Annotated in this window: 17 protein-coding genes and 1 tRNA gene; 8 read left to right on the forward strand and 10 right to left on the reverse strand. The window is 57.4% G+C overall.

What is annotated here, in order from left to right; translation table 11 throughout:
• Positions 1–128 precede the first annotated feature (128 nt).
• A complete protein-coding gene (locus ABFB09_RS03180; RefSeq protein ID WP_346999819.1) occupies positions 129–635 on the forward strand; it encodes a zf-TFIIB domain-containing protein in 507 nt (168 codons plus the stop codon).
• Between the two features lie 50 nt (positions 636–685).
• Here ABFB09_RS03180 and ABFB09_RS03185 read toward each other — a convergent pair whose 3' ends face one another.
• From ABFB09_RS03185 to mtnA, 5 genes are all read right to left on the reverse strand, one after another.
• Complete coding sequence (locus tag ABFB09_RS03185) at positions 686–1,246, reverse strand: archaemetzincin (RefSeq protein WP_346999821.1); 561 nt, start codon at positions 1,244–1,246, stop codon at positions 686–688.
• An 89-nt stretch (positions 1,247–1,335) separates the two neighbouring features.
• Positions 1,336–1,587 carry a glutaredoxin domain-containing protein gene (locus tag ABFB09_RS03190; protein ID WP_346999823.1) on the reverse strand — a complete coding sequence of 84 codons (252 nt, stop codon included), beginning with the start codon at positions 1,585–1,587 and terminating at the stop codon, positions 1,336–1,338.
• Positions 1,588–1,667: 80 nt separating this feature from the next.
• A complete protein-coding gene (locus tag ABFB09_RS03195) occupies positions 1,668–2,033 on the reverse strand; it encodes a DUF1801 domain-containing protein (RefSeq protein ID WP_346999824.1) in 366 nt (121 codons plus the stop codon).
• 8 nt (positions 2,034–2,041) lie between these two features.
• Positions 2,042–2,455: a hypothetical protein gene (locus ABFB09_RS03200; RefSeq protein ID WP_346999825.1), complete on the reverse strand. Its 414-nt coding sequence runs from the start codon at positions 2,453–2,455 to the stop codon at positions 2,042–2,044.
• Between the two features lie 50 nt (positions 2,456–2,505).
• Positions 2,506–3,510, reverse strand: coding sequence for an S-methyl-5-thioribose-1-phosphate isomerase (gene mtnA, locus ABFB09_RS03205; RefSeq protein WP_346999826.1), 1,005 nt, complete (start codon positions 3,508–3,510; stop codon positions 2,506–2,508).
• A 145-nt stretch (positions 3,511–3,655) separates the two neighbouring features.
• Between mtnA and ABFB09_RS03210 the strand changes: the two genes are divergently transcribed.
• A complete protein-coding gene (locus ABFB09_RS03210) occupies positions 3,656–4,078 on the forward strand; it encodes a hypothetical protein (protein WP_346999827.1) in 423 nt (140 codons plus the stop codon).
• Between the two features lie 29 nt (positions 4,079–4,107).
• On the opposite strand, the gene ABFB09_RS03215 is transcribed toward ABFB09_RS03210, so the two are convergent.
• Positions 4,108–4,866 (reverse strand): class I SAM-dependent methyltransferase, encoded by a 759-nt coding sequence (locus ABFB09_RS03215; protein WP_346999828.1) that lies wholly within the window; start codon positions 4,864–4,866, stop codon positions 4,108–4,110.
• Between the two features lie 231 nt (positions 4,867–5,097).
• On the opposite strand from ABFB09_RS03215, the gene ABFB09_RS03220 reads away from it, so the two are divergent.
• Genes ABFB09_RS03220 through ABFB09_RS03230 form a run of 3 tightly spaced genes read left to right on the forward strand, consistent with a single transcriptional unit; the run spans position 5,098 to position 6,923 of the window.
• Positions 5,098–5,742 (forward strand): lysophospholipid acyltransferase family protein, encoded by a 645-nt coding sequence (locus ABFB09_RS03220; protein WP_346999829.1) that lies wholly within the window; start codon positions 5,098–5,100, stop codon positions 5,740–5,742.
• A complete protein-coding gene (gene ispH / locus ABFB09_RS03225) occupies positions 5,739–6,620 on the forward strand; it encodes a 4-hydroxy-3-methylbut-2-enyl diphosphate reductase (protein ID WP_346999830.1) in 882 nt (293 codons plus the stop codon). Before ABFB09_RS03220 ends, ispH begins: the two co-directional genes overlap by 4 nt.
• Positions 6,621–6,644: 24 nt before the next feature.
• Positions 6,645–6,923, forward strand: coding sequence for a DUF2277 domain-containing protein (locus ABFB09_RS03230; RefSeq protein WP_346999832.1), 279 nt, complete (start codon positions 6,645–6,647; stop codon positions 6,921–6,923).
• Between the two features lie 387 nt (positions 6,924–7,310).
• Here ABFB09_RS03230 and ABFB09_RS03235 read toward each other — a convergent pair whose 3' ends face one another.
• The 4 genes from ABFB09_RS03235 to ABFB09_RS03250 form a co-directional block, all read right to left on the reverse strand.
• Positions 7,311–9,113 (reverse strand): ATP-binding cassette domain-containing protein, encoded by a 1,803-nt coding sequence (locus tag ABFB09_RS03235; protein WP_346999834.1) that lies wholly within the window; start codon positions 9,111–9,113, stop codon positions 7,311–7,313.
• A 70-nt stretch (positions 9,114–9,183) separates the two neighbouring features.
• A complete protein-coding gene (locus tag ABFB09_RS03240) occupies positions 9,184–9,984 on the reverse strand; it encodes a hypothetical protein (RefSeq protein ID WP_346999835.1) in 801 nt (266 codons plus the stop codon).
• A 52-nt stretch (positions 9,985–10,036) separates the two neighbouring features.
• Positions 10,037–10,111 (reverse strand) — tRNA-Met (locus ABFB09_RS03245).
• 46 nt (positions 10,112–10,157) lie between these two features.
• Positions 10,158–10,448: a hypothetical protein gene (locus ABFB09_RS03250; protein ID WP_346999836.1), complete on the reverse strand. Its 291-nt coding sequence runs from the start codon at positions 10,446–10,448 to the stop codon at positions 10,158–10,160.
• Between the two features lie 419 nt (positions 10,449–10,867).
• Here ABFB09_RS03250 and ABFB09_RS03255 point away from each other — a divergent pair, with 419 nt between their 5' ends.
• From ABFB09_RS03255 to yedF, 3 genes are all read left to right on the forward strand, one after another.
• A complete protein-coding gene (locus tag ABFB09_RS03255) occupies positions 10,868–12,142 on the forward strand; it encodes a double-cubane-cluster-containing anaerobic reductase (RefSeq protein WP_346999838.1) in 1,275 nt (424 codons plus the stop codon).
• Between the two features lie 172 nt (positions 12,143–12,314).
• On the forward strand, positions 12,315–13,070 hold the full coding sequence (locus ABFB09_RS03260) for an acyl-CoA dehydratase activase (RefSeq protein ID WP_346999839.1): 756 nt from the start codon (positions 12,315–12,317) through the stop codon (positions 13,068–13,070).
• 4 nt (positions 13,071–13,074) lie between these two features.
• Positions 13,075–13,656: a sulfurtransferase-like selenium metabolism protein YedF gene (gene yedF / locus ABFB09_RS03265; protein ID WP_346999840.1), complete on the forward strand. Its 582-nt coding sequence runs from the start codon at positions 13,075–13,077 to the stop codon at positions 13,654–13,656.
• Positions 13,657–13,732: the final 76 nt, after the last annotated feature.

Raw genomic sequence — 13,732 nt, forward strand, 5'->3', positions numbered from 1 at the left:
TATTACGTTACAAATAATTATACACCTAATTGTAAATATTATCAGTCCTGCTTTAAAAACGAGGATTCAGGGATCGGGAGATGCCCGGAATTTTGCGGTTGCAAGCATAATTGCCAAAAGCGCTGCCGTTGGATAAAATCATCCTTTCGAAAGATGAGTCAGAGCTTTTCAGGGCGCGGCAGGGGGAGGCGGCGAAGCTCGAGCCGGCGAATATGGCAATTCTGATCCGGCCCGCGGCTATCGAAGACCACCCCATGACCTGCCCGCGCGACGGAAAGTGGCTGACACGCTTCAGCGACGAACACTTTCCAGAGGAAATCATTCTGGAACAGTGCCCCGCCTGTAGAGGACTGTGGCTCAACCGGGGTCACTTCATTGGGTACCAGCGGTTCCGCGAGCAACAGTGGACAGCCCGGATAGAAACGCCGGGCGATCCGAAACTCAGGGCAGAACTTCAACAACTGGTAGATGAATACCAGGCGGGTAAATCGACCGAGACTCTGCAGAAGCTGGGAAAATTCCTGTCCACACCGATGGATCCGGGCGCACCCCGGAACGCTGAGGCGGAACAGGCGGTGAGCACGGTGATGGGGGTGGTGATGGCGTTGCTACGCGCGTTCGTGCTGAGGTTTTAAGCGGATAATCGGAACCCATCGTTAAACGCTAACTCAGGCGTTGGCGGGCTTCAATCCGGTATCACTTCTTGTTCAGTGAATTCCTCCGATGGGTGGGGCAACGGGCAGACGGAGGCGGATTTGGCGTCTATCTGCGGCAGGTTGCCGGAGGAGAAACTCATCACGCAGCCGGGGTCCTCGCAGTGGCCTAGGTCGAAAAGATGACCTGTCTCATGGATTGCCTCTTTAACGGTGCGGGTGCGGAGCAGGGCGGCGTCCGGGTGGTCTTCCTTCAGGCGGAAGGTGGATAGTGTGGCGATGCCGGCGGTGGGTTCCGCTTCGCCGAAGGCGAAATCGTAATCCGGGCAGAAAAGATCCACATCCACGATGCCCAGTATCCTGTCCTGAGGTCCTTTGGGTATCTCCCGAAGTTTATCAAGGATCAGGGGAGATGAATACTGCTTCCTCCTGCGGTTCCAGGCGAAGGAAACGTCATGACTCATCTCCACGGTTTCCACCGGGAGGCCGAATTCTTTTTTCAGTTGAGCCGACAGTTCAGGCAGGGTGGCAGGGGGAAGCTCGCTCATGAGGGCGAGGATGATGTGGCCGGGGTTGGGATTGGTTATGGGCATACGGCTCTCCAGGGGAGAGAAATTCGAAATCCGAATATCGAAATACGAAACAAATTCTAATTACCGAAATTATAATGACCGAAAAGGGGTTACCGCTTTAATTCAGCGCATTTATCGATGAGTTCGGAGTCTTCCGGTTCGACCAGGATAACGCCGTCCGGGAAGACGATGGTGGGGACGCTGCGGTTGCCGCGGTTGGTTTGTTCCACGAAGGCGCAGGCTTCCTTGTCGGCTTCGATGTCGAACCAGGTGTAGATGACGTTTTGCCGGTCCAGGATAGCCCGGGAGCGGCGGGTGTGGGAACACCAGGTTGTTCCGTAGAGTCTGGTTTGATCCGGCATAGATCCTCCTTCTACCGTCGATTTATTTTAGCGGGTTCAGGCGGGTAGTTGGTAATCCGGGGGGAGATACTCCGAGCCGTTTATTTATTCCCGCCCAGAACCTCATCTACCCTGAATCGGACGATCTTTTTTACCAGGTCGTAGGGGATGGGCTGGTCGAGGGGGAACTGGACGGCGCCCTTGGAACGTTTATACGATGAGAGTTCCGTATCGAAGGCGGAGGTGCCGGAGGGGGTGGGGTAGAAGCCGATGTGATTCTGCCACGCGGCGAAGTGGACCAGGTTCTTTTTGTTCAGTTTGAAGGTGGGCATGCCGTAGCTGATTGCTTCCGTGGTACCGGGGGCGGTTTCCTTGATCACCCGGCGCATTTTCTCCAGGATATCGCGGATGTCATCAGGAAAAGCCGCGATATAAACGTCGATCGCTTCGCTGGGTTCGGTGGTCATCGGCCGGTTCACCCCTGATCTTTACTTGCTTTCAATCGTTTGGAGGCCCGGATATACGCGGTATTGGCCTCTCCCAGTTTGGTGGTGGCAACTTCCGCGGTGCTCCACCAGACGCTCCGGTTCCAGGGGGAGGTGACGTTAAAATAGTCCAGGCCGTAATTTAAACCGTCAAAAAATACTTTGTAAGCCGCCTGGAACTTTTTTTTGATCTCTTTCAAGTCTTTTTCAGCGGGATCCGGAACAGCCTTCAACCGGTCGATCACGGCGGGGAAATTGGCGGCGGCCTCCTTCAGGGCTTCGATGGTGGCCTGTTCGTTTTCAGCGGCGACGGCGTCATCGACCTTCTGGATGATCCGTTTGGCGTCCTCGCGGATCGCAGAGAATACTGCCAGCCACTGTGCCGGGGTTTCTTTGTCGGTCAAATGTCTGCTCCTTCTTGGATAAATTCATATCAATTACCGACGACATCGCCTCAGGCGGATTTCCGGATGCCGGTTTCGGTGATGAAACCGGTGATGTAGCGGGCGGGGGTGACGTCGAAGGCGGGATTGCAGACCTCTATGCCCTCAGGGGCGACGCGCTTGCCGGCCTGGTGGGTGACCTCGTCCGGCGAGCGCTCCTCGATGACGATCTCCTCACCGGTGGCGATCCGGTCGTCGAAGGTCGTCGAAGGGGCGGCGATGTAGAAGGGTACCTTGTTTTCCCGCGCCAACACAGCGATGCCGTAGGTGCCGATCTTGTTGGCGGTGTCGCCGTTGCGGGCGATGCGGTCGGCTCCGGTGATGACCAGGTCTACCCGGGCTTCCTTCAGGAAATGGCCGGCCATGGAATCGGTGATGAGGCGGAAGGGGACATGGGCCTTTTTGAGTTCCCAGGTGGTCAGGCGGGCCCCTTGACATAACGGGCGGGTTTCGGTGGTCAACACCTGTATCCGCTTGCCCTGCCGATGGGCCTCGATGATGACGCCGAGGGCTGTGCCGCGGCCTGTGGTGGCCAGGGGACCGGTGTTGCAATGGGTCAGCACAGTGTCACCATCTTTGATGAGCGCGGCGCCGTATTCGGCGATCCTGCGGGTGGATTCTATTTCCTCACAATGGATCTTTTCCGCCTCGGCCACCAGGGCTTCCTTGGCGGCGATGACGTCCCGGGCTTTATCCGCGACCGCGTTCAGGCGCTCGGCGGCCATGAAGAGGTTGCGGGCGGTCGGACGGGTGGCGGCGATCTCCGCTGCAATGGCGCGGTACTGGTCACGGAATTCGGTGAGGTCCCGTGAGTCTATCTTCAGGGCGCCGAGAGCGATGCCGTAGGCGGCGGCGACGCCGATGGCCGGGGCACCGCGCACCTTGAGGGACTTGATGGCCTCCGCGACCTGGTAGTGGTCGGCTAGCTCGATATAGGATTCATGCTGCGGCAGGCGGGTCTGGTCGATGATCATCAGACGGTCGCCGAGCCATTCTACGGGTTTTGTTTCATTCATCCTAATACTGTCCCTGAATTACGCTCTCACGTCATTATAGCAGAGGAGGCATACGGCGCAAGGGTTTTGAATGAATTATTGAAAACGATAATGCACATCAAAATAATGCTTTCCCACGGTTGCATCCGGGGGTATACTGTATGACATGAGAATAGGTCTTAAAATCACGGTATTAGCCCTCGTCACCATGGGGTTCGGCGGTGCGGTCGGTTATTTATCGGCAATGGGCGCTGAACAGCCTTTGATCCGTATCGATCCGTTGCCATATCAAAACTTTGCCATCGCAGCCGGAGGCGGTATTGGTTTGGTGGTTTTTATATTGGCCTTTGCGTTTTATTACCTGAAACAGAGGAATAACAAAGGCGAAGGGTGGAACTTCACTTTAATACTTGGGTCAATCTGTGGGGCTGCCATCGGGGCAATTACCAGTTACGTGGTTCTTGTTTCCGCTGAGAGTTACGGATTGATCGGCAGTAGCGTTGGAAAAACGATATTCGAGACCGTAGTCCCGTCTGTGGTGGGAGGTATCGCAGGGCTGATAGTGGCGGCGATCGCGAATGAAAATTAACGGTAGAATCCGAAGGTAAAGCTGGCTAACTAGATTTTCCCGACATAGCTGTGGGTAGCGGTCGATAGCAGCAAGCCGCCGTCGTCAGCGTATCTATCATAAAGCGCCATCAGGTTTTCCACAAATCCGGGGAAGGCGGCATCGCCTTTCACCGGGGCGTAGGAGGTCGATAAGGAGTAACCGATCAGGGTCTCCAAGTCGATGCGGCGGTCATTGGAAAAGACGCGGTAATCGTACTCGCCATTTTTGAAAAATACGCGGTAGGCCAGGGTCTCGGAGGAGCCGCCGCCGGAGCCGAGGTATTCCACGCAGGTTTGTTTGACCAGGGATTCATATTCCCGGCCAAAGGGGGTGGTGATGTCCCGGGTGTTCCAGACCAGGGCCACCCTGCCGCCGGGTTTCAGGATGCGCCGGAACTCTTTGCGGGACTCCTCGATATCGAACCAGTGAAAAGCCTGCCCGGCGGTGATGAAATCTAAGCTCGAATCGGCAAGGCCGGTGGCCTCGGCGCTGCCGTCGACGATGACGATGTTGGCGGTGTCCCTGCAGAACTCCGCGGCGGCCAGGCGCATCCCGGTGTTGGGCTCCACCGCCAGCACCGTTTTGACGCGAGGGGCCAGCAGCCTGGACAGGATGCCGGTGCCGGCGCCGATGTCGGCGACGACCGAGCCGGGGATTAACCCTACCTCGGCAACCAGGTAATCGATATACTCAGCCGGGTAGGACGGCCGGTATTTGGTGTAGTTCTCGACGCGGTTGGAGAAGCGCTGTTTATTGTCGGTGGTCATTGTTGGGTTATTATAGCAGATGGGCGGGGGAGGGGGTGGGGGGCCGAAATCCCTCTTAAATCTCCCTTTGCGAAAGGGAGAGACGCGAATGGGTCCAGGTAGGAGTGTACATTGGAAAGCGTACCGGTTTTGAGTTCTTGGTCATTGGAATTTATTTCGGATTTCGATATTAGTATTTCGGATTTGGGTGGGGTGGCGTGGGGGGGGAGTATGCCGCTATAATCTTTAACTATGAAGATCGCCTGGTATTATCGTTTGGTTCGTCTTACTGCCCGGATCATGTTTGTTTTGACGCGGGTCACGGTCAGCGGCAAAGAAAATCTGCCCCCAACCGGGGCTTTTCTGGTTTGCTCCAATCATGTCAGTTCCGCCGATCCGCCGCTGCTGGGCCTCAGCCTGCCGCGTTACCCGGTCTATTTTTTAGCCAAGAAAGAGCTTTTCAAGAGCAGCTTTTTCGGCGGTATACTCAAAGGGTCAGGAGCCATACCGCTCAACCGGGAAGGCGTTTCCGGCAGTTCGCTGAAGCTGGCGGCCGGGGTGACCAAGAATGGCGGGGTGCTCATCATCTTCCCGGAGGGCAAACGCAATCCTCACGGCAGGATGTCCGTCGCCCTGCCCGGCGCGGGCTACATGGCGGCGGCCTTCAAGGTGCCGGTGGTACCGGTGGCCATCATCGGCACCGAGACGATCAAGGGCCATTTGTGGTTTCTGAAACCGCACCGGGTGAAGATCATCATAGGCAAACCGTTCCGGCTCATCGAAGATGATGAGAAACCGGATAAAAAGGATCTGGAACAATACGGCGAACGCATCATGGGCGCTATCGCCGAACTGCTGCCGCCGGAAAGGCACGGCGTTCACGGAAAAAAACAGTGAAGATAGAAAAAGCCGCGGACCTGGGTTTCTGTTTTGGGGTCAAACGTGCTTTGGCCACGCTGGAAGAAGTGGCGCGGCAGAAGGGTGGGGTGGAGACGCTGGGGGCGCTGGTGCATAATCAGCAGGTGATGGCCCGCCTCAACGGGCTGGGGGTAAAGGTGGTCAAGGATATCTCCGAGATCACCGGCGACACTGTGGTTATCAGTTCTCACGGCGTTGGGCCGAAGGTGCTGGAGGCCATCAGGGAACGGGGCATCGGGATAGTCGATACCACCTGTCCCTTCGTTCAACGCGCTCAGAAAGCGGCGCACCGCCTGGCTGAGGCCGGTTTTTTCACCCTCATCTACGGCGACGTCAATCACCCCGAGGTCAAGGGCATACTGGGTTGGGCGGAGGGGCGGGGTCTGGCGACACTGGCGTCCGAGGATCTCGAAAATGTTGAGTTATCACGCCATCTGGGTCTGCTATCGCAGACCACCCAAGTACCGGCGCGCTTCATCGAATTCGCCAAGGCGGCCACTGAAAAAGCCCTGGTCAAGGACGCCGAACTGCGTATCGTCGATACGGTATGCCACGATATCCGGCTGCGGCAGGCGGCGACGCTTTCCCTGGCCGCCCGGGCAGACCTGATGCTGGTCATTGGCGGCCATCACAGCGCTAACACCCGGCACCTTGTGGAGCTGTGTTCACCGCTTACCGCCACTTACCTCGTCGAAACGGCGGATGAAATCGACCCCGCCTGGCTTGAGGGCCGTGACCTCATAGGTGTCACTGCCGGGGCGTCCACCGCGCCGGAGACCATCGAAGCCGTGGTGCGGCGGCTGGAGGAGTTGGGGAGCATCGGGGAATACCAAACTGCTGCCTATCGATCTCAATAACATCGGCGGCGAAAGGTCACGCGCATGTGCAGGAATATCAGACCTCTGTATAATTTTGAACCGCCGGCCACCGCTGGGGAGATTCGGGCGGCGGCGGAGCAGTATGTCAGGAAGGTCAGCGGCTTCTCCAAACCGTCCGCGGCCAATAGTAAAGCTTTCGACCGCGCCGTCGAGGAAGTAGCGCGATCGACAGCTAATCTCATCGATTCATTGGTGACCGAGGCCGCGCCGAAGGACCGGGAGATCGAAGCCGCCAAAGCCCACGAGCGGGCGGTGCGCAGGTTCGGAGACAAAGCCGCTTAGGCGCTTACCGACCGGGCGGGCGAGGCATGCCTCGCCCCTACGCGCTCCACCCACCCGTACTCATGTACGGGGCGGTTATAGCTCTTTCGGGTGATTCACAAACGGGTCATTTCGATGAATAATAGGCCCAGGTGAGACATAGGAGGAGCTATGAACAACCTTCGCTACATCTGCCCTGCCTGCCGGAAACCGGTGTCTTTCCCGCCCTCTAACGATCAACGTTATAACACCGGCGTTTCAGCCTCTGACCGAAGATTACCGGGACTAATCGGAGCCCGCGGGCCGGTATGGTCAGTTCACACGTGCTCTACGTGCGGAAACTATATCTGCAATCCGGAGGCGGCTAAAGTTCCGGTTTGATCGAAACGATGTTGCCGCCAAAAACGTTCACTGCTTTTGCGCGTTTTCACTTTGAAGTTGTTCGAGTTCATCCCAGCGGGCGTACATGGGAACCAATAGCTCTTTTATGGTCTCGATCCGCTGCTTCCTGTTTTCCAGTTCGGTCTTATCTTTTTTGTAGAGGGCGGGATCGCCCATCTCCCTGAACAGTTCATCGCGCTCCGTTTCAAGCGCCTGGATGGTGTGAGGCAGTAAATCCAGTTCCTTTTGCTGCCGGAAGCCGAACTTGATCCTGGGGCTATTGGCCGCTGCCGGAGCAGGGCGCGCTGCGGGCGATTTCGCCGGGGGGGTTGGGGCGGGACGCTGGCGGAGCCAGTCGTCATAACCGCCGACATATTCCCTGACGACGCCGTCCCCCTCGAAGACGATAGTACTGGTGACGATATTGTTGATGAAGCTCCGGTCATGGCTCACCAGGATGATCGTCCCGGTGTAACCCGTCAGGTAATCCTCCAGGAGTTCCAGCGTTTCCAGGTCCAGGTCGTTGGTCGGTTCGTCCAGGACCAGCAGGTTGGAGGGCCGGGTGAACAACCGGGCGAGGACCAGCCGGTTGCGTTCCCCGCCGGAAAGATTATAGACGTACGAGAGCGCCTGGTCACGGTTGAACAGGAAGTCCTGCAGGTATCCGAAGACGTTCTTTGTTCGGCCGTTGATGGTGACGGTGTCTTTGCCCTCTGAAACGTTTTCCAGCACGGTCTTGTTCTCATCAAGCTGCTCACGTAACTGGTCCGAATAAGCTATCTGGAGATTTGTGCCTAGCCGGATGGTTCCGGATGCCGGTTGGAGCTCACCCAGGAGCAGGCGCAGCAGGGTTGTCTTTCCGCTGCCGTTGGGTCCCAGGATGCCGACCCTGTCGCCTTTCATGATGGTGGTGGAAAAGTTCGTTATCACCGGGAGGCCGTCATAATCGAAGTTGATGTTCTCGGTTTCGACCACCAGGCTGCCGGATCGTTCGGCTTTCTGGGCTTCCAAGCGGATCAATCCCGGGCGCTCTTTCCGGGCGCGGCGAGTCTCCCTCATCTTTTCCAGCGCTCGCACACGGCCTTCGTTACGCGTCCGGCGCGCTTCGACACCGGTCCGGATCCAACCTTCTTCCTTCTCAAGTTTCTTGTCGAAGAGCGCGTTTTCGGTCGCCTCGATCTCCCTGGCAGCAGCCCGCCGCTCCAGGAATGTCTGGTAATCACAGGACTGATCGAAGAGTTTTCCGCGGTCGATCTCCACGATCCGGGTGGCGATCCGTTGAAGGAAGGCGCGATCATGAGTGACAAAGACCACGGCGCCCCGGAATTTGAGCAGAGTTTCTTCCAGCCGCCGGATCGAATCGATATCCATGTGGTTGGTAGGTTCGTCGAGCAAAAGGATATCCGGTTCGGCGAGGAGCGCCTTGGCCAGCATCACCTGGCGTTTCAATCCGGCGGAGAGTTCATTGAACGCCTTTTCACCGTCCAGGCTGAATTGCGAGATAATTTTACTGACCTGCTGATGGCGCTCAGCTTCATTTTCCAGGTGGTCCGGAATCCTGCCCGATGCCACGACCTCGAATATGGAGCCCGGCATATCGCCGGGGACCTGTTGGTCCAGGTAGGCGGTCCGGATGTCCTTCTGGATAGCGCTATTACCTGAGTCCGGCCGGATCAATCCCGCGATCACCTTGAGCAGGGTTGATTTCCCGGAACCGTTGCGGCCAACCAGTGCGACTTTCTCACCCTGCTCGATGGTCAGACCGATGCCTTCGAATAGCTGAAGACCGCCGAAACTCAGTGAAGTATCCTGGATATTAATGTATGCCATCAGACAGTGTGTCTCCCTGGAGCGAAAGGCTCATGAATCGAAATTTGCTGTCGTGAAATCCCGGTCCTGATCATTCAGATTGATTGGCAAGCGTGCGGTAATACCGGGCGAGTAGCAGGCAGTTTTCTTCCACCTTGTCGATACCCGAAATGCTCCGCGACTGGTGTTGAAACCCGCTCAGCAGGGCATCGTCGAAATATGACCCATTGAAACACTCCCTGAGGACGGTTACGGCAACCCCGATATTGGCTGCCGCGGAAAGCCCCATTCGGCTTCCCAGGAAAGAATAGTCGAAGTCAGACTGCCGGATCTCCACCGCGGGGATGTCCGACCGGAAATCATAAAGGCGGATAAACTGCTGGACCGTTTCCTCCGGTGCATTTTTCTGTTCAACCGCGACTCTTTTCATTATCGGGATGCCCACGGTTGCCAGCGTCGCCGGCAGATTCAATTTCACACGGGTTTGCGCGGCGGGTTCTTCCCAGGGGATACCGGCGCGGCGTCCGGTCAGGAGCAACAGGACATCGGAATCCTTCAAGGTCATGGTTCTGCCGTCGTGACTGGTGAAGGTCGCCTGATTGCCCTCGATCCGGACCGAATGGGCGAATAATTCAGGCGATACCGGCTGCCTGAGTTCTGCATCGGCTATAGTGAAGACGGTCAGACCCAGGTTCGCGAGGGCTTTTAGCGCGACAACGGCGGGCGGTTCATCCGGGTAATGGGCGATGATCCTGGGTAAACGACCGGCCAGCAATAATCTGACCTGGTAATCCGGTTGGGCGACGATTTCAGATACACTACGTATCAGGGGAGCCGGTGTCTCTACCGGCGGCATAACAGCCAGGTGGATCATTTCATAGTCCGCTTTCAAGAAACCGGTCGCCCGCCGTATAAAAACGGGTGAATGGTTGACTGAATAGAGATGGTGCCATCGGGTAGATTTGAACTACCGACCAAGGGCTTATGAGTCCCCTGCTCTGCCACTGAGCTACGATGGCGGAATGAACACTGAACCCCAATTTTATAATTAGCCCCGCAGCCTTGTCAATCGCGATGAATAATACTGAAGCGCTCTACTATTGCCCGGGCATAATACTGCGCCCAGCCGGTTTGGGGTTCTTTGAGCACCCGTTCCTTTTCCAGAAGCGGCAGCAGGCAGGCGATATCTTCACGGCTCAACGGCGCCGTCAGCTTTCCGGACAGTTCCGGTTCCAGTTTCGTGGCGTACCAACGAGCCCACTCCGGATCCTCGCCGCCGCTGGAAATGAAAGCCTGGTGATGGGCTTCACCTGTTGCTGTGAGCAGTTCCGTAATCGTGGCAACTAAATTATCCATGGAGACATTATACTCTCCAGGCCGATAAAGCCGAAAGGTTTTTTGCCCGGCATCTGTCAAAAGTCTTAGTACTTTTTGACCTGAAGCGACTTCCGGGCGTATAATCGAACAGGTTATGACGAACATTCCTCTAAGAAGGGAGGTGATAAGCATGTCCGGAGTACCCTTCCATCGCCGCACTTGACGGGTTGAATTAACGGCGCGGGTACCGCGCCATGGGACTGCTTACGCCTCCATTCCGTCAGGTGTTTTCGGCTAGTTAGTCGAATCATCGCTACTTATCCATTCGATCGTGACGGGCGGAGGCAACTCCCCCGTTTTTCTTTTGCGGTTTTTCAACCGTAACCGGAAGCCGCGGTGACGCAGTCCCCTCGAACAGTACCACCGATCCAACTAAAAATTTCGAGAGGATTATTACATTGACTTTAAACGCTAACGAACAGATGTGGTCGGACCTCGGTATCGACCTGGAATCCCACGGCCAGTTGATGAACGCCCTCGGTCCCATTTACGGGGAGATCTATCTCAGCCAGGAAAACCGGCCCAAGGGCATGGGTTTTTATGACTTCGTGGTCGGCGACATTCACGGCATCCGCGTCAAGGAACTGCGGGAGCACGCCAAGGAAGGCGGCAAGGTGGTGGCCACCTACTGCGTCTTCGTGCCGGAGGAGTTCTGCTGGGCTACCGGGGCCATTCCCATCAGCCTGTGCGCCGGCACCCAGTTCTCGGTGCCCGTGGCCGAGGAAGTCCTGCCCCGCAACACCTGCGCCCTGATCAAGTCCTCTTACGGTTTCAAGCTGGGGCGGTTGTGCCCCTACGTCCAGGTCAGCCACCTTATCGTCGGCGAGACCACATGTGACGGCAAGAAGAAGATGTTCGAACTTATGGCTGAGCAGCACCCGGTCTATGTCATGGAGGTGCCCAACAAGCGCGGCGCCGCCGGGCGGACGTTGTGGCAGCAGGAGGTCCGGGACTTCAAGGCTAAGATCGAGGAACTCACCGGCAACGAGATCACCGCCGAAAACCTCGCCGGGGCCATCAAGAAGGTCAACGCCCGCCGCAAGGAGTTCAAGCGCCTGTCAGCCCTGCGTGCCGCGGATCCCGCGCCCATTTCCGGCAAGGACGCCCTGCTGGCTACCCAGGTTTCGATGTACGACGATGTCGACCGTGAGGTCCAGATGATGCAGGCGCTCAACGACGAACTGGAAGAACGGGTCAGGAAAGGCGAAGGCGTCGCCCCCAAAGGCGCCAAACGCATCCTCATCTCCGGCTCGCCGATGGCCATCCCCAACTGGAAGCTACATCACATCATCGAGAGCGCCGGCGCGGTGGTCGTTGGCGAGGAGTCCTGCACCGGTTCCCGTTTCTTCGACGAACTGGTGCCGGAAGGTACTGAGAATCTTGAGGACATGCTGACCGTCCTGGCCGACCGCTACCTGAAAACCAACTGTGCTTGCTTCACCCCCAACACCGAACGGCTGGACGACATCATCCGCATGGCGCGGGATCTCAAGGCCGACGGCGTCATCCACTACAACCTGCAATTCTGCCACACCTATGCCAATGAGGCGGTGCAGGTGGATCGGGCACTGGCTGAGGCCGGCATCCCGCTGCTGCGGGTCGAGACCGACTATTCAGACGAGGACGCCGGTCAGCTCAAGACCCGCATCGATGCGTTTTTGGAGATGCTGTAATAGTTATCAGTTATCAGTTTTCAGTTATCAGTTGCGGGTTACGACGTGGTGGCAGAGAAGGAGCGATCGACTTGAAAATGAGCAGGAAAATCCCCCTTAGTCCCCCTTTTCCAAAGGGGGAAAAGCGGGCGGGAGGGTCTCAGACCCTCACCTACACCGAAGGGAACGTAAGGTGATCACCGCCGGGCTGGATGTCGGCTCGCGCACCATCAAGCTGGTGCTCTTCGAGAACGAGGTGTCTCATCGTGCCGTCATCGACAGCGGTCTGAAACCGGTGGAGCGCTGCCGCAGGCTGCTGGACGGGAGATCGTTCGATAAACTGGTAGTGACCGGCTACGGCCGTGACCTGGTGGCGCCGGAGCTTTCCGGCGCCACCATCTCCGAGATCTCCGCCCAGGCCGCCGCCGTTCGGTATCTTTATCCCGACGCCGGCAGCGTCATCGATATCGGCGGGCAGGACTCCAAGGTCATCCGGCTGAACGACAAGGGTGGCGTACTGAAGTTCGAGATGAACGACCGCTGCGCCGCCGGCACCGGCAAGTTCCTGGAGATCATGGCACGGGCACTGGAGCTGAACATCGATGAGTTCGCCAAAACCGCCCTTGAAGCTGAACGCTCGGTGACTCTGAACTCGCTTTGCACTGTCTTCGCCGAGAGCGAGGTCGTTTCCCTTATCAACAAGGGCGAGGACGCCCACGCTATCGCCCTGGGCTTGCATCAGTCCGTGGCCAGCCGCCTGACCTCCATGGCTAAACGGGTGGGGGTGGCGGAAAGGCTGGTCTTTGCCGGCGGCGGCGCCATGAACCCGTGCCTGGTAAAATTACTTGAATCAAGGCTCGGTCTCAAGATGACCGTGCCGGAAGACCCTCAAATCACCGCGGCGCTGGGCGCCGCCATCATTGCTGCTAACGGTAAACATAAGGAGTAGAGATATGCCTGAGATCATCGACGCCCGCGCCAAACCCTGCCCGCAACCGGTGCTGTTAGCCGGCAGTGCCATCAAGACGTCGGACGAGGTCGTCATCATCGTCGATAACGTGGTGGCCCGGCAGAACGTAGCCAAATTCGCTAAAAGCCAGGGTTGCGGTGTCACCGTCGAAGAAAAGGATGACGGTATCTACCTGCACCTGAAACGGGAGGCGGCAGCCTGCCAGCCGATGGCCGAACCGTCGCAGGGCGGGATCGTCGTCTTTATCGGTTCCGACATCGTCGGCAGGGGCGAGAATATTGAACTGGGCAAACTGCTGATGCAGAGCTTCCTGAATACGCTTCAGTCCCTGCCTAACCGGGCGGAGAGCATCATCTTTATGAACAATGGCGTCAAACTGGTGGTTGAGGACTCGCATGTCCTGGGTGAGCTCAAGCAACTGGCCGAGGCCGGGGTGGAACTTCTGGCCTGCGGCACATGCCTTTCACGCCTGGGGTTGTCGGACAGGGTGGGGGTGGGGCAGGTGTCCAACATGTTTACGATTGCCGATACGATGACGCGGGCGGGGAAGGTCATAAGTCTCTAGTCGGCAACATCCAGTTCGGTGCTCGGGAAGACTCGGTCGTGTGGTCCGACCGGGCAGGTTATTGTTCTTGACCCAC

The sequence above is a fragment of the Dehalogenimonas sp. THU2 genome (genome assembly GCF_039749495.1).
In the GTDB taxonomy this organism is placed as follows: domain Bacteria; phylum Chloroflexota; class Dehalococcoidia; order Dehalococcoidales; family Dehalococcoidaceae; genus Dehalogenimonas.